Annotated in this window: 18 protein-coding genes, 1 pseudogene and 1 riboswitch; of the genes and pseudogenes, 8 read left to right on the forward strand and 11 right to left on the reverse strand. The window is 69.9% G+C overall.

Features of this window, described 5'->3' with window-relative positions; genetic code table 11:
- Positions 1-209: 209 nt before the first annotated feature.
- Entirely contained in the window at positions 210-3,065 is a 2,856-nt protein-coding gene (gene uvrA / locus IG194_RS18575; protein ID WP_009617186.1) for an excinuclease ABC subunit UvrA, read from the reverse strand.
- A 211-nt stretch (positions 3,066-3,276) separates the two neighbouring features.
- Between uvrA and IG194_RS18580 the strand changes: the two genes are divergently transcribed.
- The 3 genes from IG194_RS18580 to IG194_RS18590 all read left to right on the forward strand — a co-directional run bounded on the left by IG194_RS18580 (position 3,277) and on the right by IG194_RS18590 (position 6,078).
- Positions 3,277-4,665, forward strand: coding sequence for an MFS transporter (locus IG194_RS18580; RefSeq protein WP_058488427.1), 1,389 nt, complete (start codon positions 3,277-3,279; stop codon positions 4,663-4,665).
- A gap of 18 nt (positions 4,666-4,683) precedes the next feature.
- Entirely contained in the window at positions 4,684-5,181 is a 498-nt protein-coding gene (gene ssb / locus IG194_RS18585) for a single-stranded DNA-binding protein (RefSeq protein ID WP_009617188.1), read from the forward strand.
- 699 nt (positions 5,182-5,880) lie between these two features.
- On the forward strand, positions 5,881-6,078 hold the full coding sequence (locus tag IG194_RS18590; RefSeq protein ID WP_009617189.1) for a hypothetical protein: 198 nt from the start codon (positions 5,881-5,883) through the stop codon (positions 6,076-6,078).
- Positions 6,079-6,121: 43 nt separating this feature from the next.
- Here the strand turns inward: IG194_RS18590 and IG194_RS18595 are convergent.
- The 8 genes and pseudogenes from IG194_RS18595 to cobG form a co-directional block, all read right to left on the reverse strand.
- Positions 6,122-7,132: pseudogene (locus IG194_RS18595) on the reverse strand (hypothetical protein); the annotation flags it as partial.
- 254 nt (positions 7,133-7,386) lie between these two features.
- Positions 7,387-9,828 carry a TonB-dependent siderophore receptor gene (locus tag IG194_RS18600; protein ID WP_058488428.1) on the reverse strand — a complete coding sequence of 814 codons (2,442 nt, stop codon included), beginning with the start codon at positions 9,826-9,828 and terminating at the stop codon, positions 7,387-7,389.
- A 421-nt stretch (positions 9,829-10,249) separates the two neighbouring features.
- Positions 10,250-11,227 (reverse strand): FecR domain-containing protein, encoded by a 978-nt coding sequence (locus tag IG194_RS18605; RefSeq protein ID WP_058488429.1) that lies wholly within the window; start codon positions 11,225-11,227, stop codon positions 10,250-10,252.
- Entirely contained in the window at positions 11,224-11,724 is a 501-nt protein-coding gene (locus IG194_RS18610; protein WP_058071839.1) for a sigma-70 family RNA polymerase sigma factor, read from the reverse strand. The genes IG194_RS18605 and IG194_RS18610 overlap by 4 nt, the downstream gene beginning before the upstream one ends.
- A gap of 132 nt (positions 11,725-11,856) precedes the next feature.
- On the reverse strand, positions 11,857-13,500 hold the full coding sequence (gene cobJ, locus IG194_RS18615) for a precorrin-3B C(17)-methyltransferase (RefSeq protein ID WP_058488430.1): 1,644 nt from the start codon (positions 13,498-13,500) through the stop codon (positions 11,857-11,859).
- A complete protein-coding gene (locus tag IG194_RS18620; RefSeq protein ID WP_167361003.1) occupies positions 13,500-14,243 on the reverse strand; it encodes a precorrin-2 C(20)-methyltransferase in 744 nt (247 codons plus the stop codon). The genes cobJ and IG194_RS18620 overlap by 1 nt, the downstream gene beginning before the upstream one ends.
- Positions 14,240-14,866, reverse strand: a complete 627-nt coding sequence (locus IG194_RS18625; RefSeq protein WP_009617200.1) for a precorrin-8X methylmutase — start codon at positions 14,864-14,866, stop codon at positions 14,240-14,242. Before IG194_RS18625 ends, IG194_RS18620 begins: the two co-directional genes overlap by 4 nt.
- Complete coding sequence (cobG, locus tag IG194_RS18630; RefSeq protein WP_058488432.1) at positions 14,859-16,187, reverse strand: precorrin-3B synthase; 1,329 nt, start codon at positions 16,185-16,187, stop codon at positions 14,859-14,861. The genes IG194_RS18625 and cobG overlap by 8 nt, the downstream gene beginning before the upstream one ends.
- A gap of 90 nt (positions 16,188-16,277) precedes the next feature.
- Positions 16,278-16,462, reverse strand: a riboswitch (cobalamin riboswitch).
- Between the two features lie 77 nt (positions 16,463-16,539).
- Between cobG and IG194_RS18635 the strand changes: the two genes are divergently transcribed.
- The 3 genes from IG194_RS18635 (at position 16,540) to IG194_RS18645 (ending at position 19,346) form a co-directional block, all read left to right on the forward strand.
- Entirely contained in the window at positions 16,540-17,742 is a 1,203-nt protein-coding gene (locus IG194_RS18635) for a bifunctional cobalt-precorrin-7 (C(5))-methyltransferase/cobalt-precorrin-6B (C(15))-methyltransferase (protein WP_058488433.1), read from the forward strand.
- Positions 17,739-18,467 (forward strand): cobalt-precorrin-6A reductase, encoded by a 729-nt coding sequence (locus IG194_RS18640; protein ID WP_058488434.1) that lies wholly within the window; start codon positions 17,739-17,741, stop codon positions 18,465-18,467. Before IG194_RS18635 ends, IG194_RS18640 begins: the two co-directional genes overlap by 4 nt.
- A gap of 255 nt (positions 18,468-18,722) precedes the next feature.
- Positions 18,723-19,346 (forward strand): glutathione S-transferase family protein, encoded by a 624-nt coding sequence (locus tag IG194_RS18645; RefSeq protein WP_058488435.1) that lies wholly within the window; start codon positions 18,723-18,725, stop codon positions 19,344-19,346.
- A 7-nt stretch (positions 19,347-19,353) separates the two neighbouring features.
- Here IG194_RS18645 and IG194_RS18650 read toward each other — a convergent pair whose 3' ends face one another.
- On the reverse strand, positions 19,354-20,037 hold the full coding sequence (locus tag IG194_RS18650) for a vWA domain-containing protein (protein WP_225617231.1): 684 nt from the start codon (positions 20,035-20,037) through the stop codon (positions 19,354-19,356).
- Positions 20,019-21,020, reverse strand: coding sequence for an ATP-binding protein (locus tag IG194_RS18655; protein WP_058488436.1), 1,002 nt, complete (start codon positions 21,018-21,020; stop codon positions 20,019-20,021). Before IG194_RS18655 ends, IG194_RS18650 begins: the two co-directional genes overlap by 19 nt.
- Before the next feature lie 156 nt (positions 21,021-21,176).
- Between IG194_RS18655 and IG194_RS33065 the strand changes: the two genes are divergently transcribed.
- Together IG194_RS33065 and IG194_RS18660 are read left to right on the forward strand one after the other, a co-directional pair.
- Complete coding sequence (locus IG194_RS33065) at positions 21,177-21,311, forward strand: hypothetical protein (protein ID WP_009617212.1); 135 nt, start codon at positions 21,177-21,179, stop codon at positions 21,309-21,311.
- A 275-nt stretch (positions 21,312-21,586) separates the two neighbouring features.
- On the forward strand, positions 21,587-22,684 hold the full coding sequence (locus IG194_RS18660; protein ID WP_058488437.1) for a 3-deoxy-7-phosphoheptulonate synthase: 1,098 nt from the start codon (positions 21,587-21,589) through the stop codon (positions 22,682-22,684).
- The last annotated feature ends 160 nt before the right edge of the window (positions 22,685-22,844 follow it).

The raw sequence follows: 22,844 nt of genomic DNA on the forward strand, positions 1-22,844 counted from the left end.
TTCATGTGGGTTGCCGGCTGCTTCGAGGTGCTTTTCGTAGGATGGGTTGAGCTTGCGAAACCCATGCGGCCATCGGTGATGGGTATCGCTTCGCTCAACGCCATCCTACGAAAAGCTACGCTCGCTCCTACGCCGCCCAGGCTATGACATTGCCATGTGGACTCACTGGCCCCCGGACGCCCGGGGGCACGGACAGCCTCTTTCAGCAGTCAGGCCCGATCGCGTTCCAGCAGTGGCTTGAGGAAGCGCCCGGTGTGCGAGGCCTCCATCTCCGCCACCTGCTCCGGCGTGCCGCTGGCGATGATCTGGCCGCCCTTGGAGCCGCCCTCGGGGCCGAGGTCGACCAGCCAGTCGGCGGTCTTGATCACGTCCAGGTTGTGCTCGATCACCACCACCGTGTTGCCGTGGTCGCGCAGGCGGTGCAGTACGTCGAGCAGTTGCTGGATGTCCGCGAAGTGCAGGCCGGTGGTCGGTTCGTCGAGGATGTACAGGGTCTTGCCGGTGTCGCGCTTGGACAGCTCGCGGGACAGCTTCACCCGCTGCGCCTCGCCGCCGGACAGGGTGGTCGCGCTCTGCCCCAGCTTGATGTACGACAGGCCCACGTCGATCAGTGTCTGCAGCTTGCGGGCGATGGCCGGCACGGCGTCGAAGAACGCGCGGGCGTCTTCGATGGTCATGTCCAGCACCTCGGTGATGCTCTTGCCCTTGTAGCGGATCTCCAGCGTCTCGCGGTTGTAGCGCTTGCCCTTGCAGACGTCGCAGGGCACGTAGATATCCGGCAGGAAGTGCATCTCCACCTTGATCACGCCGTCGCCCTGGCAGGCTTCGCAACGGCCGCCCTTGACGTTGAACGAGAAGCGCCCCGGGCCGTAGCCGCGGGAGCGGGCTTCCGGCACGCCGGCGAACAGCTCGCGGATCGGGGTGAACAGGCCGGTGTAGGTCGCCGGGTTGGAGCGCGGCGTGCGGCCGATCGGGCTCTGGTCGATGTCCACCACCTTGTCCAGGTGCTGCAGGCCGTCGAAGGAGTCGTAGGGCGCGACTTCCAGGCTGGTGGCGCCGTTCAGCGCGGTGGCGGTGATCGGGAACAGGGTGTTGTTGATCAGCGTCGACTTGCCCGAGCCGGACACGCCGGTGACGCAGGTGAACAGGCCGACCGGAAGCTCCAGGTTGACGTTGCGCAGGTTGTTGCCGCGCGCGCCCTTGAGCTTGAGCAGTTGCTTCTTGTTGCGCGGCGTGCGCTGCGCCGGCACCACGATCTTCTGGCGGCCGGAGAGGTACTTGCCGGTGACCGAGTCCGGGTGGCTCATGACCTGCTCGGGCGTGCCTTCGGCGACGATCTGCCCGCCATGCACGCCGGCGCCGGGGCCGATGTCCACCACATAGTCGGCGAGGCGGATGGCGTCCTCGTCGTGCTCCACCACTATCACCGTGTTGCCCAGGTTGCGCAGGTGGGTGAGGGTGGCCAGCAGGCGTTCGTTGTCGCGCTGGTGCAGGCCGATGGAGGGCTCGTCGAGGATGTACATCACCCCCACCAGGCCGGCGCCGATCTGGCTGGCCAGGCGGATGCGCTGGGCCTCGCCGCCGGACAGGGTGTCGGCGCTGCGGTCGAGGGTCAGGTAGTCGAGGCCGACGTTGACCAGGAACTGCAGGCGCTCGCGGATTTCCTTGAGGATCTTCGCCGCGATCTCGCCGCGGCGGCCGGTCAGGGTCAGGCCGGCGGCGTATTCGCTGGCCTCGCCCACCGGCATCGCGGTGACCGCCGGCAGCGTCTTGTCGCCCACCCATACGTGGCGCGCCTCGCGGCGCAGGCGGGTGCCGTGGCAGTCCGGGCAGGGCTGGGTGCTGAGGAACTTGGCCAGCTCCTCGCGCACGGTCATGGACTCGGTCTCGCGGTAGCGGCGCTCCAGATTCGGCAGGATGCCCTCGAAGGGGTGCGCGCGCTTGACGATGTCGCCGCGGTCGTTGAGGTAGCGGAACTCGACGTTCTCGCGCCCCGAGCCGCCGAGGATGAACTTCTGGTGCTCGGGCGAGAGTTCCTGGAAGGGCACCTCCAGGCTGAAGCCGAAATGCGCGGCCAGCGAGCCGAGCATCTGGAAGTAATAGACGTTGCGCCTGTCCCAGCCGCGGATGGCGCCCTCGGCCAGGGTCAGTTCGCCGTTGACCACCCGGCGCGCGTCGAAGAACTGCTTCACGCCCAGGCCGTCGCAGGTGGGGCAGGCGCCGGCGGGGTTGTTGAAGGAGAACAGCTTGGGTTCCAGCTCGCTGATGGAGTGGCCGCACACCGGGCAGGCGAAGCGTGCGGAGAAGATCATCTCCTCGCCTTCTTCGCCCTGCTTTTTGTCGTCTTCGTCGGGAAGGGGGGCGACCAGGGCGATGCCGTCGGCCAGGTTGATGGCCGTCTCGAAGGATTCCGCCAGGCGCTGCTGCAGGTCGCCGCGGACCTTGAAGCGGTCCACCACCACGTCGATGGAGTGCTTCTGCTTCTTGTCCAGCTTGGGCAGCTCGTCCAGCTCGTAGAGCTTGCCGTCGACCCGCGCGCGGACGAAGCCCTGGGCACGCATCTCGTCGAACACCGCCAGGTGCTCGCCCTTGCGCTCGCGGATCACCGGGGCCAGCAGCATCAGCCGGCGGCCTTCGGGCAGCGCCAGCACCTGGTCGACCATCTGGCTGACGGTCTGCGCCTCCAGCGGGATGTCGTGGTCCGGGCAGCGCGGGATGCCGACGCGGGCGTAGAGCAGGCGCAGGTAGTCGTAGATCTCGGTGATGGTGCCCACGGTGGAGCGCGGGTTGTGCGAGGTGGACTTCTGCTCGATGGAAATCGCCGGCGACAGGCCCTCGATGGTGTCGACGTCGGGTTTTTCCATCATCGAGAGGAACTGCCGGGCGTAGGCCGACAGGGATTCCACGTAACGGCGCTGGCCTTCGGCGTAGAGCGTGTCGAAGGCCAGGGACGACTTGCCGGAGCCGGACAGGCCGGTGATCACGATCAGCTTGTCGCGCGGCAGGGTCAGGTCGATGTTCTTCAGGTTGTGGGTACGTGCCCCACGGATGAGGATCTTGTCCACAGCGGCCTCGCATGGCGGGCGAAAACCGTTGAGTATACGTTTCCCCGGCAGTACGCGGCAAAGTGGCGCGTCTGTGCCTCCGGGCGGCTGGGCTGCTAGAATGCCCGGCTATTTTTCGGCGTCGGCGGCAGCCGGCCATCCGGGAACGGATGGGCACGCCATTGCGGGGGCAAGAAGCACAGCCCGCTCCAGTCATTCCCCTGAGGGACTTATGCACGACACCCACACTGAGCGCATGAGTGGCACCGAAACCCGCGCGGCCGTCGGCCTTTCCCTGGTCTTCGCGTTCCGCATGCTCGGCATGTTCATGGTCCTGCCGGTCCTGGCCACCTACGGCCAGGACCTGGCCGGCGCGACCCCGGCGCTGATCGGCCTGGCCATCGGCGCCTACGGCCTGACCCAGGCCATCCTGCAGATTCCCCTGGGCACCCTGTCCGACCGCATCGGCCGCCGGCCGATCATCGTCGTCGGGCTGCTGGTGTTCGCCCTCGGCGCGGCCGTGGCGGCCAACGCCGACAGCATCTGGGGCGTGATCGCCGGGCGGGTGATCCAGGGCGCCGGGGCGATCTCCGCGGCGGTGATGGCGATGCTCTCGGACCTGACCCGCGAGCAGCACCGCACCAAGGCCATGGCCACCATCGGCATGAGCATCGGCGTGTCCTTCGCCGTGGCCATGGTCGCCGGCCCGGTGCTGACGCACCTGTTCGGCCTGCACGGGCTGTTCTGGTTCACCGCCGGCATGGCCCTGGTCGGCCTGCTGATGATCCTGTTCTTCGTGCCGACCCCGGACCACCGCCTGCAGCACCGCGAGTCCAGCGTCGCCGGCCAGGCGCTGCTGCCGACCCTGAAGAACGCCGAGCTGCTGCGCCTGGACGCCGGCATCCTGGTGCTGCACGCGATCCTCATGGCCAGCTTCGTGGCCTTGCCGCTGGCCCTGGTGGAGCGCGCCGGGCTGCCCAAGGAAGAACACTGGTGGGTCTACCTGACCGCGCTGCTGGTGGGCTTCTTCGGCATGGTGCCGTTCATCATCTACGCCGAGAAGAAGCGCCAGATGAAGCGCGTGCTGGCCGGCGCGGTGGCCACCCTGATGCTCTGCGAGCTGTTCTTCTGGGAATTCGGATACAGCCTGAAGGAACTGCTGTTCGGCATCGTCGTCTACTTCACCGCGTTCAACCTGCTGGAAGCCTCGCTGCCGTCTCTGGTGAGCAAGGTCTCGCCGGCCGGCGGCAAGGGCACGGCGATGGGCGTGTACTCCACCAGCCAGTTCCTCGGCGCCGCCGTGGGCGGCATCCTCGGCGGCTGGATGTTCCAGCACGGCGGGTTGGACGGGGTGTTCATCGGCTGCGCCGTGCTGGCTGCCATATGGTTGGCGATTGCTGTTACCATGCGCGAACCGCCGTATGTAACGAGCATCCGCCTGCCCCTGTCCGACGAGGCGCTGGGCGATGCCTCGTTGGCCGAGCGTTTCAAGGCATTGCCCGGTGTGAGCGATGTGATGGTGGTCGCCGAAGAGGCCGCCGCTTATGTCAAAGTAGATTCCCAACAAGTGGATCGCACGTCCCTCGAACGCCTGGCAGGCATCGAGCCGGCGACGTGCTGAAGCCTTTAGGAGAGCGTCATGGCCCGTGGGGTTAACAAAGTCATTCTGGTTGGTAACGTCGGTGGCGATCCGGAAACCCGCTACCTGCCCAACGGCAACGCGGTGACCAACGTCACCCTGGCCACCAGCGAGAGCTGGAAGGACAAGCAGACCGGCCAGCAGCAGGAACGTACCGAATGGCACCGCGTGGTGTTCTTCGGCCGCCTGGCGGAAATCGTCGCCGAGTACGTGCGCAAGGGCTCGCAGATCTACGTCGAAGGCAGCCTGCGCACCCGCAAGTGGCAGGGCCAGGACGGTCAGGACCGCTACACCACCGAGATCGTGGTAGACATCAACGGCAACATGCAACTGCTCGGCGGCCGTCCGGGCGCCGGTGGCGACGACGCCCCGCGCGCGCCGCGCGAACCCCAGCAGCGCCCGCAACAGGCCCCGCGCCCGGCGCCGCAACAACAGGCCGCCCCGGCTCCACAACCGGCCGCCGACTACGACAGCTTCGACGACGACATTCCGTTCTAAGCGTCGGACAGGTCCGAAAAAGCCCGGCATTCCCCCAGGGGATGCCGGGTTTTTTCATGCCTGCAGAGCGTCGGCTGTCTCGCCGGCCCGGCCCGGCCCGCGATCCGCGCCGGGGCGTCCGGCTATCGCGGACAAGGTCCGCTCCTACGGGGGAGGCATACCGTGCCTGCCGGCAACCTGTAGGAGCGGGCCCTGCCCGCGATTTCGCGCGCAGGGCGCGCTCCTACATGGGAATGGCGCGGGTTGGGCAGCGTAGGAGCGGATCTCATCCGCGAATCGCGCCGGGACGTCCGGCTATCGCGGACAAGGTCCGCTCCTACGAGGAAACTCCATGCCTCACAGCAAATTGTAGGAGCGGGCCCTGCCCGCGATTTCGCGCGCAGGGCGCGCTCCTACATGGGAATGGCGTGGGTTGGGCAGCGTAGGAGCGGATCTCATCCGCGATCCGCGCCGGATCGTCCGGCTATCGACACCTCGTAGGATGGCGTTGAGCGAAGCGATACCCATCGCCATCGCCGCATGGGTTTCGCAGGCTCAACCCATCCTACGAAAAGCGCCCCGGCGCGGTGGGCACGGCAATTGCCTCGCGTTCCCCACGTTTTTCGCAAAAAACCTTTGCTGACTCGGCTATTTCGTTAGCTGGCTAATTAAGTGATTCTGACTCCGCCTTGATGCAAGTCAAACAACGGAGAAGAACCCATGAGCGTAGTTGTCACTGAGCGCGACGAAGACCATAAATCCCGCGAATTCCGTGCCCTCGGCCGGCGCTGCTGGGACGTGCACCAGCAGGGCCTGCTGGTCGGCGTGTTCTACAGCGAGCAGGAGGCCCACGCCTACCGCGAGAGCCTGGAGCGGGAAGAGGTGCAGCGCCACGCGCAGGACGCGGAGCGGTTCTGAGCGGCCCGCGGGGCCAGGCGCCGGCCTGGCCCCGCCGCCCGGCTCAGAAGTAGTAGCCGATGTTCAGGTTGGTGCGGAAGTACCAGTCGTTGCTGCCCGAGGAGGTGGTCGAGGTCCAGCCCGTGCCGTTCTCCGCGCCGCCCCAGGGGTTGGCGTTGCGCGCCCAGGTGAAGTCCAGCCAGGCCATCACCGGCAGGGCGAAGAACTGGATGCCGGCGGTGTACATCTGCGAGTCGTCCCAGCCGCTCTTGTCCTTCCACAGCCGGCTGTAGTCGTTGTACAGCTTCACCTTCTTCACCGGCCCCAGCCAGGGCGTGGCGAGGTCGTAGCCGACGTTGAGCCCGCCGATGCTGCCCTTGGCCGCGACCATGAAGGCCGGGGTCAGGCCGTTGCCGCCCATGAGCACGGAATCGTCGCTGACGCCGCCGGGGTTCTTCGGGTCGTATTCGTAGCGGATCGCCTGGCTCGAGATCGTCCAGGGGCCGTTCTTGAACACCCCGTGGGCGCCGGCCGCCCAGAAGCTGCCGTTGTCGTCGGTGGTGGCGTTGTACAGCCGCGAGGCGGCCAGGGACGCGCCCAGCTCGTTGTTCCAGTCGCCGGCCTGGAAGCTGCGCGCCAGGCGCAGGTTGACCTGGTCGCGCTTCTCGTTGTCCTGGCGGCCGTGCAGCGCCGGGATGGCGTTGTCCTTGAGGTCCGCGTAGCGCCCGACTTCCGGGGCGTAGCGGATGCTCGACGGCAGCATGCGCGGGTAGTAGGCGGCCTGGAAGTCCCAGTCGTTGTCCTTGTAGCCGTACTTCAGACCGGTACCGGTATTCACGCCGAAGCCGAGGAAGAACGGGATGTGGTAGCTCCAGCCGAACTGCGGGTAGGGCAGCAGGCCGAAGGGCCTGGCCGGCGCGCCGACCTGCAGGTCGGAACGCTCGTCGAAGCGGTAACCGAGGTAGGCGCGGTCCACCGCGCGCTTGTTGCGGTCCTGGAACCAGTAGCCGGCATCGAGGTTGAACTGCTGGTAGCGGCCCTGCACGTCCAGGCGGAAGGTGTCGAACAGCCAGCGCGCCGGGCGGTTGATGCTGCTGCCTATCAGTGCGCCACCAAGGGCGCGCGGCGGGAAGGAGAGGGGGACTTTGTAGGAGCGAGCTTGCTCGCGAACAGCCTCCGCAGCGAGGCCCGTTCGCGAGCAAGCTCGCTCCTACGAGGGAATGGCGCCCTCACCCCAGCCCTCTCCCGCGCGTCCGGTCCTGGGGAGGGAATGCGGCGGGCGGAAGAGGGCTGGGGTGAGGGGCCGCCCGCGGTGCGGGCGGCTTGGGCTCAGAACTGGTAGTTGACCGTGGCGGTGACGTTGCGTTTCTCGCCGAAGTAGCAGTAGTCGAGGTTGTAGCAGGAGGCCACGTAGTCCTTGTCCAGCAGGTTGTTGGCGTTGAGGCTGACGTCCAGGCCCTTCATGCCGAGCTTGCCAAGGTCGTAGCCGATGCGCGCGTCGACCAGGGTGTAGTCGGGCACGCGCAGGGTGTTTTCCTTGTCCGCCCAGGTTTCGCCGACGTAGCGGGCGCCGCCGCCGATGCTCAGGCCGTCCAGGGGGCCTGCGTCGAAGGCGTAGTCGGCCCACACCGAGGCCATGTGCTTGGGCGCCTGGTTCGGGGTGTGGCCCTGGTTGCCGTCCAGCGCCTTGCTGTAGGTGATGTCGGTGTAGGTGTAGCTGCCCAGCAGCTTGAGGTTCTTGGTCGCCTGGATGTGCGCTTCCAGTTCCAGGCCCTGGGAGCGGATCTCGCCGACCGAGGTGTAGAAGTTGTCCTGCGGCTCCTTGGTGGCCACGTTTTCCTGGGTGATGTGGAACAGCGAGGCGGTGTACAGGCTGGCGCTGCCCGGCGGCTGGTACTTCAGGCCAAGCTCCCACTGCTTGCCTTCGGTGGGTTCCAGCGGGGTGCCGTTCTGGTCGGAGTAGGCGTTGGGGTTGAACGACTCGGAGTAGCTGACGTAGGGCGCTATGCCGTTGTCGAACAGGTAGAGCACGCCGGCGCGGCCGGTGAATTTCTTCCAGTCGTCGTCGGCCTTGCTGCCGCTGCTGCGGTTCTTGTCTTCCACCGTCACCCAGTCCTGGCGCATGCCCAGGGAGAAGCGCCAGTTGTCCAGGTCGATCAGGTCCTGGGCGTAGACGCCGGTCTGTTCCAGGCGGCGGGTGTGGTTGTCGTCGGGGTAGTAGCTGATGGCGGCGTTGCCGTAGACCGGGTCGAAGGCGTCGATGGGCGCCACCGAGCCGGAGGACCAGTCCACCGAGGTGTGCCGGCGCTGGTAGTCCAGGCCCATCAGCAGGGTGTGCTGCGCCGCGCCGGTGGCGAATTCGGCCTGGGCCATGTTGTCGATGATGTAGGCCTCCAGGCGCTCGCGGGCGCCGGAGAAGTAGCGCATCAGCTCGTTGCTGTCCGGGGCGGTCCAGCCGTAGCCATAGACTTGCGCCAGGCTTACGTCGGACTCCAGGTAGCGGAAGTTCTGCCGCGCCGACCAGACGTCGTCGATGCGGTGCTCCAACTGGTAGCCGAACATGCGCTGGGTGCGGTCGAAGTCGTCGACGCTGGGCTCGCCGTCGAAGAAGTCGCGGTCGATCTTGCGGCCGTTGTGATGGTACAGCGCGCCGTCGGCCGGCACGCCGCTGTGGTAGCCGCCGTTGGGGTCGTGCTGCAGGTAGCCCTGGAGGGTCAGGGTGGTGTCGTCGCTGAAGTCGATGGCCAGGCTCGGGGCGATGGCGTAGCGCTCTTCCTTGGTGTGGTCGAACTGGGTGTCGGCGCCCTTGCCCAGGCCGACCACGCGGTAGGCGATGCGTTTCTCCTCGTCCAGCGGGCCGCTGAAGTCGAAGCCCAGCTCGCGCTGCTGCATGTTGCCGACGCTGGCGGTGACCTGGTGGTAGTCCTCGTACAGCGGTTTCTTGCTGGTCAGCGCCACCAGGCCGCCGGGCAGGCTGCGGCCATAGAGCACCGAGGACGGGCCCTTGAGCACGTCGATGCGCTCGAGGAAGTACGGGTCGACCTGCATCGAGCTGAAGGTACCGCTGTCGCCCATGGCCTTGAGGCCGTCCAGGTAGATGTTGTCCACGCTGTTGTCGGCGAAGCCGCGCATGACGATGTAGTCGTAGCGGTTGGAGGCGCCGACCTGGCCGGTGAAGATGCCGGGGGTGTAGCGGATCGCCTGCTGCACGGTCTTCGAGCCCTGGTCCTGGATCTGCTCGCGGGTCACCACCGAGACGCTCTGGCTGGTTTCCAGCAGGGCCTTGGAGGTCTTGGTGGCGATCTGGCTGTGGGTGGCCAGGTAGCCGTCCTCGCTGCCCAGCGCGTTGCCCAGGGCGAACACGCTGGTGGCCGGCATGGCCAGGGCGTCCTGGGGCGCGACGCTGCGCAGCACGTAGCTGCCGTCGCCCTGGTCCTCGGCCTGCAGCGGGGTGTCGGCGAGCAGGCGGGCCAGGCCCTGGTCCACCGAGTAGGTGCCGTTGAGCCCTTCGGACTGCAGCCCGGCGGTCTGCTGCGGGGTGGCCGAGAGGGTGATGCCGGCTTCGCGGGCGAAGCTGTTGAGCACCTCGCCCAGGGGCCCGGCGGGGATGGCGTAGGCGCGGCTGCGAGTGATGCTGGCGGCGTCGGCGGCCCAGGCCGTCAGGGGCAGGGCGCTGCCCAGGGCGGCGCACAGCAGGGCGCCGCGCACGGCGATGGCGAGGCGGCTGGCGGGGGCGTTCGGGGAGGGAGATCGGGCCGGGACTGCGCGCATGGGGAGGTATCCGTCAGGGCGGGAAATGGGAGGGTTTATCTCCATGCCGGGCCAGTGGGGAAAACCCGACAAAAATAATTCTCATCCGCGAAAAAATGGTACCCAGGCGGCTCTTCGTAGGCGCGAGCTTGCTCGCGAATGGAGTTTCTAGGTGGCTTAGATGTTTTGGTTTGACTCCGTCCCCTCTCCCCAGCCCTCTCCCTGAAGGGAGAGGGGGCTAGTCCGTGCCGAGAGGAGGAATGGTTTCAGCCGGAAACCTTCGGTGCTGCCGGCTAACGCCAGAACACCCAGCCCTGCCCAACGGTCCCCTCTCCCTTCAGGGAGAGGGTTAGGGAGAGGGCGCTCTCATGCCTGGCACCGGCATGACCGGGAAACTCCATTCGCGAGCAAGCTCGCTCCTACAGGTACAGGGGAGTCCGGTTCAGGTGCGGGCTTCGACGGTCACCCACCAATCGCTGCGACGCATGACGCGTACTGGCAGGGTGCGCGGCAGCAGGTCGAGCAGCTTGTCGGTGTCGTCCAGGCGGAACACGCCGGACAGGCGCAGGTCGGCCACCAGCGGGTCGCAGCCGAGGTGGCCGTGGCGGTAGCGGGCGACCTCGGCGAGGAAGTCGGCCAGGCGCATGTCGCGGCTGACGATCAGGCCGTCGGCCCAGGCGCCGCTGTCCATGCCGCTGGCGGCCAGCGGGGCGGCGCCGTTGGCGTCGACCAGGTAGCGCTGGCCGGCCTCGGCCAGTGTGCTGGTCTGGCCGAGGCGGCGCGGGGCGATGGCCACGGCGCCCTGCTGCACGCTGAGCAGGGTGTCGCTCGCGTTCTGGCGCAGCACGAAGCGGGTGCCCAGGGCTTCGAACAGGCCGTCGCGGTTGCGCACGCGCAGCGGCCGGGCGGGGTCCCTGGCGGTGCTGACGAGGATTTCGCCGCGCTGCAGGACCAGCAGGCGCTGCTGCGGGGCGAAGAAGACGTCGACGGCGGTGTCGGTGTTCAGTTGCAGTCTGCTGCCGTCGGCCAGGACGAAGCGCTTGCGTTCGCCGATGCTGCTGGCGTAGTCGGCGCTCCAGCGCTGCCAGGGGCCGAGGTCGCGGCTCAGCCACAGGGCGGAGCCGCCCAGGGCGACCACCGAGAGCAGTTTCAGGGCCTGGCGGCGTTGCAGGCGCTGGCTGCCTTTCTCCAGGGTTTCCAGGGCCACGCGGCTGCCCGGTACGCTCTGCAGGCCGCTGCGCAGTTCCTGGTTCAGCGACTGCACGCGTTGCCAGGCCAGTTCGTGCTCGGCGCGCTGGGCGCGCCAGCGGGCGCAGGCTTCCTGCGCGGCCGGGTCGGCGCCGCCGGAGAGGCGCAGCATCCATTGGATGGCCTGCTTGACCACCCGGGCGTCGGGTTGCAGTTCGGCGCTGGCGTTCATTCGGCGTAGCGCGCCTGGTAGCAGTGGAACAGCGCCTCGGCCACGTAGCGCTCCACCGAGCGCACGGAAACCCCGAGCCGTTCGGCGACCTGCGCGTGGGGCAGGCCCTCGCACTGGGCCAGGAGGAAGGCGCTGCGTACCTTGGGCTTCAGGCCGTCGAGCAGGCGGGCGATGCTTTCCAGCAGTTCCAGGAGCATTTCGCGGGTTTCCGCCGAGGGCGTTTCCGCCTCCGGCAGGTGGGCGATGGACTCCAGGTAGGCGCGCTCCAGTTCCTCGCGGCGCCAGTGGTCGATCACCAGGCCGCGGGCGATGGTGCGCAGGAAGGCGCGCGGGGTGCGCAGCTCCAGCAGCTCCTGCTTGAGCAGCACGCGCAGGAAGGTGTCCTGGGCCAGGTCGGCGGCATCCGCGGCATTGCCCAGGCGGCTGCGCAGCCAACCGTGCAGCCAGCCGTGGTGGTCGCTGTACAGCTGGTCGATGTCGAGGGTGGAGGAGGCCATGGGCGCCGGGAAAGATGAAGAATGATAATTCGTCGCATTTTCATCAACGCACTGGCCATTTGCAAGCGGGCGCCGAACTTCCAGGGACGTAGGGCGAATAACCGTTCGCGGTTATCCGCCGCCTGGCCTGCCTCAGCGATACCACCGCGGCGTATACACCCAATCACCACCGCCGGCGCGGGGGAAGCGGCGGGTCAGCGACGAGCCGATGATCACCAGGGTGCGCATGTCCACCATCTCCGGCCGCAACTCGCCGAGGGTGAGCGTGCGCAGCGCCTCGGCCGGGCGGCCGATGTCGCGGCCGAGCACCACCAGGGTCTGCGGCGCGCGGTGTTGGCGGACGATCTCCAGGGCGCGGCCCAGCTGCCAGGGGCGGGCCCTGGAGATGGGGTTGTAGAAGGCCATGGCCAGGTCGGCGGCGCCGGCGTGGTCGAGGCGCTTTTCGATGACTTCCCAGGGCTTGAGGTTGTCCGACAGCGAGATCAGGCAGAAGTCGTGGCCCAGCGGCGCGCCGGCCTTGGCCGCGGCGGCCAGGGCGGCGGAGACGCCGGGCAGCACTTCCAGTTCGACGTTGTGCCAGTCGGCGTCGCTGCTTTCATGCAGCGCCTCGACCACCGCCGCGGCCATGGCGAACACGCCTGGGTCGCCGGACGACACCACCACCACCCGCCGGCCGCTGGCGGCCAGTTCGAAGGCGTGGCGGGCGCGCTGCATCTCTTCGCGGTTGTCGCTGCAGTGGCGCACCTGGTCCGCGCGCAGCGGTTCGGCCATCTTCACGTAGGTCTCGTAGCCCAGCAGGTCCTGGGCCTCGTCCAGGGCGCGGCGCACTGCCGGAGTCATGTGTTCGGCGGCGCCGGGGCCGAGGCCGATCACGCTCAGGCGCCCGCGTGGGCGGCCGATGCCGGCGGCCTGTTCGGGGGAGTCGGCGAGGCGCAGGTGGATGCCATCCTGCGCCGCCGGCAAGGCTTGCTCATCGATGAAGCGCAGCGGCACGTCGAGTGCCTTGGCGGCCTCGGCCAGGCTCGCATCGGCCATGTACCGGCGCGGAGCGAGCAGGGCGGCCAGGGCAGCCTCCGCCAGCCCGGATGCGCGCAAGGCCTGGCGGACCCGCTCGGCGAGGTCGTCCACAGGCGCGGCGACTTCCGCCAGCACCTGGCGCGGGTGGATCAGCAGTTCGTCGCGTTGCGCCGGGCGGGCCTCGCAGGTCACCCGCACGCTGCGCCGGGCATCCTCGGCCAGCGGCAGGCGCGCTGCGGCCAGCCAGGGCGCGTCGCCGTCGATGCGCAGGCTTTCGCCGCCCAGCAGGTCGGCGACGAAGCGCTTGCCCTGCTCGATGTCGGCCAGGGCGTAGCCTGGCGGCGGTTCCAGCAGGCAGGTGCCGAAGCGCAGCTCGCCGCTGGTGGTGATGGCCGGCGCCACTTCCAGCGCGGCGGCGATCTCCCGGGCCAGGCGGTTGACCCCGGCCAGGCCGCCGAGCAGCGGCACCACCGCGCTGCCGTCCTCGGCCACGGCCAGCACCGGCGGCTCCGCGCCCTTTTCCTGCAGCGCCGGGGCCAGGCTGCGGATGACGATGCCGGCGGCGCACAGGGCGATGATCGGCGTACCGCTGCGATAGAGCGCGCGCAGGCTGTCGCCGAAGTCCTGGTAGCTTTCTTCGGCGCCGTCGACGCGGCCCTGCAGGCCGTGGATACGCGCCTGTGGATAAAGCGCCTGCACGCGCCGGGCGGTGGCCAGGGCGCTGGCGCCGAGGATGACGATGGCGGGGGAGGCGTTCATCAACCGCGCCACCTCTGCCCGGGGATCACCACCATGGAGAAGTAGGGCGAGGCCATCGGGTCCACCTCGTCCAGCGGCACGATGCGCTGCTCGCGCATGGTCGCCCGCTCCACGTAGTGCGCGCCGCCGTCGCGGCCCAGTTCACGGAGCACGCGGCGGACCTTGTCGAAGTTGCGCCCGAGCTTCATCACCACCGCCGCATCGGCGGCCGCCAGGCGCTGCTTCAGCTCGTCCTCCGGCAGCACGCCGGAGAGCACCGAGAGGCTCTGGTTGCGGTACACCAGCGGCACGCCGAGCACCGCCGCGCTGCCCAGCATGGAGCACACGCCGGGCACCACTTCGGCCGGGTAGCGCTCGGCCAGGCGGTCGTGCAGGTACATGTAGGAGCCGTAGAAGAACGGGTCGCCCTCGCAGATCACCGCGACGTCGCGGCCGGCTTCCAGGTGGCCGGCGACCTGTTCGGCGGCGGTGTCGTAGAAGTCGCTGATGACGCCCTCGTAGGTCAGCGGCGGCTCCAGCTTCTCGGTGGTCACCGGGTACACCAGGGGCAGGCGCTGCTGGCTCGCCCCCAGGTGCTGCTCGATGATGCCGAAGGCGTTGCCGCCATGGCCGGCGTGGTGCTTGGCCTTGGCCACGAAGTAGGCGACCACGGGCGCGGCTTGCAGCAGGCGCAGGGCCTTGAGGGTGATCAGTTCGGGGTCGCCGGGGCCGACGCCCAGGCCGAGCAGGCGGCCAGTCATCATTCCACCTCCGTGGCCAGGGCGTTCACCGCGGCGGCGGCCATGGCGCTGCCGCCGCGGCGGCCGCGGACGATGACGTAGGGCACGCCGCGGCTGTCGGCGGCGAGCAGGTCCTTGGATTCGGCGGCGCCGACGAAGCCCACCGGGAAGCCGAGGATCAGCGCCGGCTTCGGCGCGCCGGCGTCGAGCATTTCCAGCAGGTAGAACAGCGCGGTGGGGGCGTTGCCGATCACCACCACGCTGCCTTCCAGGTGTTCGCGCCAGTGCTCCAGGGCCACCGCCGAGCGGGTGTTGCCCAGCTCGCGGGCCAGGGCCGGGACGTCCGCTTCGTTGAGCGTGCAGATCACCTCGTTGGCCGCCGGCAGGCGTGCGCGGGTGATGCCCTCGGCGACCATGCGCGCGTCGCAGAGGATCGGCGCGCCCGCCGCCAGGGCCGCGCGGCCGATGGCGCCGGCACCGGGGGAGAAGCGCAGGTCCTGCACCACGTCGACCATGCCGCAGGCGTGGATCACCCGCACGGCGAGCTTTTCCAGGTCGGCAGGAATGGCCGAGAGGTCGGCCTCGGCGCGGATGGTGGCGAAGGATTGGCGGTAGATCGCCTGGCCGTCGCGGATGTAGTCAAGCATCGGGTAGGGCTCCGGGATCGCGCAGCCGGTCGGCTGCGGCGTCGAGGGTCAGGTCGCGCGCTAGCGGCTGGCCGAAGCCGGCGTGGCCGGGGGCGCGGCGGTAGAGGTCGTAGCGGCCGTCGGCGACGGCCAGCAGGGTCAGCGGCGCCACGTGGGCGGCGGCGCAGGAGCGCGGGCAGCCGCACAGGTGCACGCCGGCGGGCAGCGGCGCGCCCAGGCGTTCGGCCAGGCGCAGGGCGTCGGCCTTGGTGTCGGCCAGGCCGCGGGCGCAGCCGGCCGAGCCGCTGCAGGCCACTAGCCGGGACAGCGGCTGTTCGGCCGAGGTGATCAGGCCCAGGCTGTCGAGTGCGGCGATCACGGCGCTGGCGCGCGCAGCCGGTACATTGGGCAGCAGCAGGCCCTGCCAGGGCGTCAGGCGCAGGCTGCCGTCGCCTTCGCGCTCGGCGAGGTCGGCCAGCTCGCGCAGCAGTTCGCTGTGCAGCCGGCCGAGGACGAAGCCTGCGCCGACGCTGCACAGGCCGCCCTGGCGCTGTGGGCGGATGCCCAGGTGGGCGAAGGGCTCGACGGCGGCGCGGCGCCAGTCGGCCACGTCCTGTTGCAGCGGCAGGTCGAGGCGCGCCAGCAGGTCTTCGGCGGGAAGGCTTGCCAGCAACTGGCGCATGCGCGAGACGCCTTCGCCGGCCAGGTCGAGGAACAGGTTCAGCAACGCCTCGACCAGGGCCGGCAGCTGTTCGCTGGCGACGGCGGCGAGCGCGGGTCTGTCCTGCGCGCGCAGCGGTGGGCAGCCGGCCAGGCCGAAGGCGAAGCGCCCGGCGTCCATGGCCGACAGCCAGATGTCGTGGGGGTGTTCGAGCATCGCCAGGGATTCGCCGCCATCCAGTTGCAGGGCGAACTTGGGCGACAGGCCGTGGAAGCGCGGCTCGTCCTGCAGCAGGTCGAGCAGCGTGGCGGCCAGCGGCGCGACGTCCAGGGCCTGGGCCGGGTCGAGGCCGGCGGCGGGGCTGAGCAGCAGGTTGCGCACGTCGTCGGCGGCGGCGATGCGCGGGCCCAGCCCGGCCCGCAGCAGCTCGGCGGACAGCGCCGCGCCGGCGCCTTCGTGCACGCCGCGGATCTGCAGGTTGGCGCGGTTGGTCGCCTCCAGCACGCCGTCGGCATGGCGTTCGGCGGCGCGGGCGATGGCCCTGGCGCCACTGGCGTCGAGGTGCCCGCCGGGCAGCTTGATGCGGCAGATGCCGCCATCGCCGGAAGCGACCACGCGCAGCAGCCCCGGGCAGGGCGACGGGCGGATTTCGACAGGGGGAACGGGCGGCAGATTCGGCACAGGGTCACCATGGCTGGGTCGCGGTGACCTTGCGGATCGCCCCTGATTGGGAGGATCTACAACATCGATACACCCCGCTCGATGCTTGCACGCGCGACTGGTCCCGTCGGCAGGTCTCCTGGCTGGCAGGTCTTCGCCCGACGCGGCCTTCCCGGTCTCCCAGTGGCCAATGACGCGTGGACTCGCTGCTTACAGTTGCGGGGGCAGCCGCGCTTGGATGGCTCCTGCGCGTTCCCTCTTCGGCCCTGATGGGCACCGACGAAGGTTGTATTATGCCCGCTTTGGCCGACCCCTTGAAAACCCTGCCCGTCGGAACGCCGGCGGCGCAGTGTCGCAACGCAGAGGAACCCCCATGACGCCCTGGCTGACCATCGTCGGCATCGGCGAGGACGGCTATGCCGGCCTCGGCAAGACCGCCCGCCGCGCCCTGCTGGCGGCCAGCGACGTGTTCGGCGGCGAGCGCCAGCTGGCCCTGCTGCCGCCGTGCATCGGCGCGCAGCGCAGGCGCTGGCCGAGTCCCTTCGACATGGCGCCGCTGCTGGCGCGGCGCGGTACTCCGACCTGCGTGCTGGCCAGCGGCGATCCGCTGTTCTTCGGCGTGGGCGCGAGCCTGGCGCGGCAGCTGCCGGCGGCGGAAATGCGCGTGCTGCCGGCGCCGTCCTCGGTGAGCCTGGCGGCGGCGCGGCTGGGTTGGGCGCTGCAGGACGTGGAGCTGCTGTCGCTGGTGGGCCGCCCGCTGGCGGCGCTGAACGCGCGCCTGCATCCGGGGCGCCGCCTGCTGGTGCTGTGCGCCGATGGCCGCAGCCCGGCAGCGGTGGCCGCGTTGTTGCGCGAGCGCGGCTTCGCGCCGAGCCGGCTGAGCGTGCTGGAACACCTGGGCGGCGAGCGCGAGCGGCGCATCGACGGCCTGGCCGCCGACTGGTCGCTGGACGAGGCCGCCGCGCTCAATGTGCTGGCCATCGACTGCGTGGCCGGAGCCGACGCCCGGCGCCTGGCGCTGACCCCCGGCCTGCCCGACGACGCCTACCGCCACGACGGCCAACTGACCAAGCGCGACGTGCGCGCGGTGACCCTCGCGCGCCTGGCCCCGGAGCCGGGCGAACTGCTCTGGGACGTCGGCGCCGGCTGCGGCTCCATCGGCATCGAGTGGATGCGCGCGCACCCCAGTTGCCGGGCCTTCGCCATCGAGGCCGAGGAAAGCCGCCTCGGACACATCGCCCACAACCGCGACGCCCTCGGCGTACCCGGCCTGCAACTGGTGGCCGGGCGCGCACCGGAAGCCCTGGAAGGCCTGGAGGCGCCGGACGCCATCTTCATCGGCGGCGGTGTCACCGTGCCGGGCGTGCTGGAGTATTGCTGGGATTGCCTCAAGCCCGGCGGCCGGCTGCTGGCCAACGCGGTGACCCTGCAGAGCGAGGCGGCCCTGGTCGGCTGGCGCGAACGTCACGGCGGCGAGCTGGTGCGCCTGCAGGTGGCCCAGGCGCAGCCCCTGGGCGGCTTCGACACTTGGCGCGCGGCCCTGCCGATCACCCTGCTGGCGGTGCGTAAGCCGTGAGCGGCAAACGCATCCTGCTGCTGGGCGGCATCGGCGAGGCCCTGGCCATCGCCCGCCGCCTCGGTCCCGGTCACCTGTACAGCCTGGCCGGCCTGGGCAAGGTGCCGGACGACCTGGCCTGCCAGGTGCGTGTCGGCGGCTATGGTGGGGCAGAGGGCCTGGCGGATTTCATCGCCGGGCAGGGCTACGATCTGCTGCTCGACGCCACCCATCCCTATGCCGCGCAGATCAGCCGCAACGCCGCCCGCGCCGCGCAGCTGGCCGGCGTGCCCTGCTGGGCGCTGCGTCGCCCCGGCTGGCAGCCCGGGCCCGGTGACGACTGGCGCGAAGTGGAAGGCTGGGCGCAGTTGATCGCCGCCCTGGCGCCGTTCCGCCGGCCGCTGTTCACCCTGGGGCGCGAGCCGCTGGAGCACCTCGGCGAAATTCCCGAACATCAGTTCTGGACCGTGCGCTGTTTGCAGAGCCTGCCGGGCAATGCGCGCGCCGAAGTGCTGGGCGCGCGCGGGCCCTTCAGCCTGGAGGGCGAGCGCGAGCTGTTCGCGCGCCTGGGCACCGACGTGCTGGTGAGCAAGAACAGCGGCAGCCAGGCCACCGAGCCGAAGCTGCAGGTGGCGCGCGAGCGGGGCGTGCCGGTGCTGATCCTGGCGCGGCCGGAGTTGCCCGAGGTGGATCGGCGGTTCGACAGCGTCGAGGCGTTGTGGATGGCGTTGGAGGCGCTTCTGTAGGGCCGGGTTCGCGAGCAAGAACTAGGCGTCCCCCTCGCTCCTACGAAGAGCGTATGTGCGCCGCCTATGGGAGCAATTGTCTTGCCCATCGCGCCGGGGCGCTTTCGTAGGATGGGTTGAGCCTGCGAAACCCATGCTGCCATGGTGATGGGTATCGCTTCGCTCAACCCATCCTACGGGGGTGGAGGGTGCAGGGCTTGCTCGCGAACCGCCCGCCGACGCTCTAAGCTGCCCTTTTCGGCAAGGAGCCGGCAGATGCTGCGAATCCTCGGCAAGGCCTCATCGATCAACGTGCGCAAGGTACTGTGGACCTGCGCCGAGCTGCAGCTTCCCTACGCCAGGGAAGACTGGGGCAGCGGTTTCCGCGCCACCGACTCGGAGGAATTCCTCGCGCTCAATCCCAATGCGCTGGTGCCGGTGCTGGTGGACGGCGATTTCGTGCTCTGGGAGAGCAATGCCATTTGCAGTTACCTCGCCAGCCAGTACCCGCGCGACGAGCTGCTGCCGTCCGCGCCTCGCGAGCGGGCGCTGGTGGAGCAGTGGATGGGCTGGCAGGCCACCGAGCTGAACAACGCCTGGCGCTACGTGTTCATGGCGCGGGTGCGCAACAGCCCGGCCCATGCCGATGCTGCTGCCATCGCGGCGAGCGAGCGGGAATGGGGCCGGCTGATGGCGCTGCTCGACCGCCAGCTGGAGCGCACCGGCGCCCATGTCGCCGGCGAGCGTTTCAGCCTGGCCGACGTCGCCGTCGGCCTGTCGGTGCAGCGCTGGTTCATGACGCCGATGCAGCGCCCCGAACTGCCTGCCGTGGCCGCCTATTACCAGCGGTTGGGCCAGCGTCCGGGGTTCTGCGAGCACGGTTGCAACGGCCTGCCCTGAGCCTGCTTCAGTGCAGGGGCAGGTCGCCGATGGCGCAGTATTCGGCGCCGAGGTTCGCGGCCAACTGGCGGGCGCGGCCCAGGCGCACCGGGCCGCTCTCGATATCCACCAGCAGGCTGGCGCAGGGCAGCGGCGCCAGGGGCGGGCAGTCGCTCAGGCGGCCGTCGGTGACGATCAGCAGGCGCTGGCGTTCGCCGGGCTTGTGGCGCTGGCGCTGCTGCAGCCAGTCGGCGGCCTGGGCCAGCGCCTCGGGCAGCGGCGTGCCGCCGCCGGCGCCCAGTTCATGCAGCCAGTCGCGCAGCTGCGCCGAAGCCTTCTGCCCCTGCCACAACCAGCGCGGCTGCCGCCCCGCGGCGTGCAGCACGGCCAGGCGCGCGCGTTGCCGGTAGGCCTGCTCGAAGACTTCCGCCAGCAGGCCCTTGGCCTGGCCCAGGGCGCCGTGCCGGCGGGTGCTGGCCGAGGCGTCGACGATCACCAGCCAGAGTTCGCGGGGCTTGGCGCTGCGGGCGCGCAGCACCAGTTCGTCACGCTTCTTCGGGCGCCCGCGCAGGAAGCTGGCTGGCCAATCGACGCGCGACTGCGCGCCGTGCCGGCGGGCGCCGCTGCGGCCGCCGGCGAGTTGGCCGGGTGTGGGGCTGGCATCCGCGCCTGGGGCCGGGCGCGGGCGGATGCTCAGGGCTTTTTTGGCCAGCGCGGCAGTTCGCGGGCGGCGCCGGCGGGCACGGCGCGGGGCGGCAGTTCGCCCCACTGGCCTTCGTTTTGCGCGCCTTGTTCGGGCTGGTTGGCGGCCGGGGCCTGGGGTGCCTGCGGCTGCGCCGGTGCTGGCGGCGCATGACGGCGGCGGTGGGCGAGGGCGAAGGGCTCCAGGGCGTCGATATCTTCCTTCTCGATGCGCTCGGCGCCGCGCCAGGCGGCATGGGCGCGGGCGCCGCGCAGCCAGACCAGGTCGGCGCGCAGGCCGTCCACCCCGGCGGCGTAGCAGCGCTCGGCGATGGCCTGCAGCGCGGCATCGTCCAGGGGGATGCCGGGAAGACGCTGGCGGGCCTGGGCGCAGCGTTGGCGCAGGGCGTCCTGCTCGGCCTGCCAGTGGCCGAGGAAGGCCTGTGGGTCGGCGTCGAAGGCCAGGCGGCGGCGGACGATCTCGGCGCGCTCGGCCGGCGGCGGCGTGCCGCCCAGCTCGACCTTGAGGCCGAAGCGGTCCAGCAACTGCGGGCGCAGTTCGCCTTCCTCGGGGTTCATGGTGCCGATCAGCACGAAGCGCGCCGGGTGGCTGTGGGACAGGCCGTCGCGCTCGACATGGTTGACGCCGCTGGCGGCCACGTCCAGCAGCAGGTCCACCAGGTGGTCGGGCAGCAGGTTCACCTCGTCGACGTAGAGCACGCCGCCGTCGGCATTGGCCAGGATGCCCGGGGAGAAGCGCGCGCGACCCTCGCCCAGGGCGGCGTCCAGGTCCAGGGTGCCGACGATGCGTTCCTCGCTGGCGCCCAGGGGCAGGGTGACGAAGCGCCCGCCGTCGAGCAGGTCGGCCACGCCGCGGGCCAGGGTCGACTTGGCCATGCCGCGAGGGCCCTCGATCAGCACCCCGCCGATGGCCGGGTCGATGGCGGCCAGGCACAGCGCCAGTTTCAGGTCGTCGGCGGCGACCACGGCGGCGAGGGGGAAGTGCGGTTGCATGGGCGTTACCTGCGGCGAGCTTGGGCGTGCATGGAAGGCGAATGGTAGCGAAGCCGGCGCGGCCGGGCGAGGCGCCGTCGATGAAGGCGATAGGAAAGGATGATTGAAAGCCCCGCGCCGATGCGGTAGCTTGGCCGGCATCTTGTGGAGATAACCATGCCGTCCAGCCTGTCCATCCAGTCCCTCGCCCGCCCCGGTGCCCTCGGCTCCGCGGTCGTTCGCGCACAGGTGCTGGCCGCTGCCGCCGGTTATTTCTTCTATGGGTATTGGTTTAGCCACAGGCGCGCCTGATACCCCACAGGCGCCCTAGCAAGCAGGGTCGCCAACCAGACAGTTTCAGCAAACCCCGGTCGGCAACCCGACCGGGGTTTTTGTTTTTCCGGCCCACAAGGCCAACGCACTTCAACCAAAGGATCGAAACATGACCGCCTACACCACCTACCGCTATTACCGCACCTCCGACTGGCGATTTAGCAGCCGTACCGCTGCCACACCCGAACTACTCAGTCGAACACTCAGATAGCGCCGCGCGCGGCCACGACCGCGCCGGCCAAGGATGCCAGTCCATGAATTCCTCCGTTTCCGCCCTGATCCGCAACGACCTGCCGCAGTCCGCCGAAGTCCTCGAACTGCCGCGCCCCTCCGCCCGCCGCCGCGAACAGCCGCTGCCAAGCCCCGCCGAACTGCGCCAGCGCCTGCCGCTTTCCGCCGCCCTGGCCGAACGCGTACAGCACGACCGCCAGGCCATCCGCGCCATCCTCGACGGCCGCGACCCGCGCCTGCTGGTGGTGGTCGGCCCCTGTTCCCTGCACGACGCCGATTCCGCCCTCGACTACGCCGAACGCCTCGCCGCCCTGGCCCCCGAAGTGAGCGACCAGTTGCTGCTGGTGATGCGCGCCTACGTCGAGAAGCCGCGCACCACCGTCGGCTGGAAGGGCCTGGTGTACGACCCGCGCCTGGACGGCAGCGGCGACATGGCCGAGGGTCTGGCGCTGTCGCGCCGGCTGATGCTGGACATGCTCGAACGCGGCCTGCCGGTGGCCACCGAGCTGCTGCAACCGCTGGTGGCCGGCTACCTCGACGACCTGTTGGGCTGGGCCGCCATCGGCGCGCGCACCAGCGAATCCCAGGTGCACCGCGAGATGGTCAGTGGCCTGGACCTGCCGGTGGGCTTCAAGAACGGCACCGACGGCAGCCTCGGCATTGCCTGCGACGCCATGCGCTCGGCGGCGCACCCGCACCAGCACTTCGGCATCGACGGCCTGGGCCGCCCGGCGCTGGTGCAGACCCTCGGCAACCCGGACACCCACCTGGTGCTGCGCGGCGGCCACGGCGGGCCGAACTACGACGTGGCCAGCGTGCGCGCGGCCCGCGAGGGGCTGGAGAAGCAGGGCATCCCGGCGCGGATCATGGTCGACTGCAGCCACGCCAACAGCGCCAAGGACCCGCTGCGCCAGCCGGCGGTGCTGGCCAGCGTGCTCGACCAGCGCCTGGGCGGCGACGCCTCGCTGCGCGGGGTGATGCTGGAGAGCCACCTGTTCGACGGCTGCCAGCCGCTGAAGGGGGAGCTGCGTTATGGGGTTTCCATTACCGATGGCTGTCTGGGGTGGAGCGGGACCGAGGCGTTGTTGCTGGATGCGGCGGGGCGGTTGCGGCGGGGGTAATGGGCTCCGCGTTATACGCCGTTTATCCGATGTTTCCGTGTGCTCCGGGGGTTGTTACGGAGCCGCTGTTTGGGGGGCGCTTCGGGGTCGACCGGGAGGCCGGGCATGAGGTGGGTGTATCGGCGTATAACCGCGAACGGTTATACGCCCTACGTTACTG

Origin of the sequence: Pseudomonas sp. ADPe (assembly GCF_014843515.1) — a bacterium.
GTDB lineage: Bacteria > Pseudomonadota > Gammaproteobacteria > Pseudomonadales > Pseudomonadaceae > Pseudomonas > Pseudomonas citronellolis.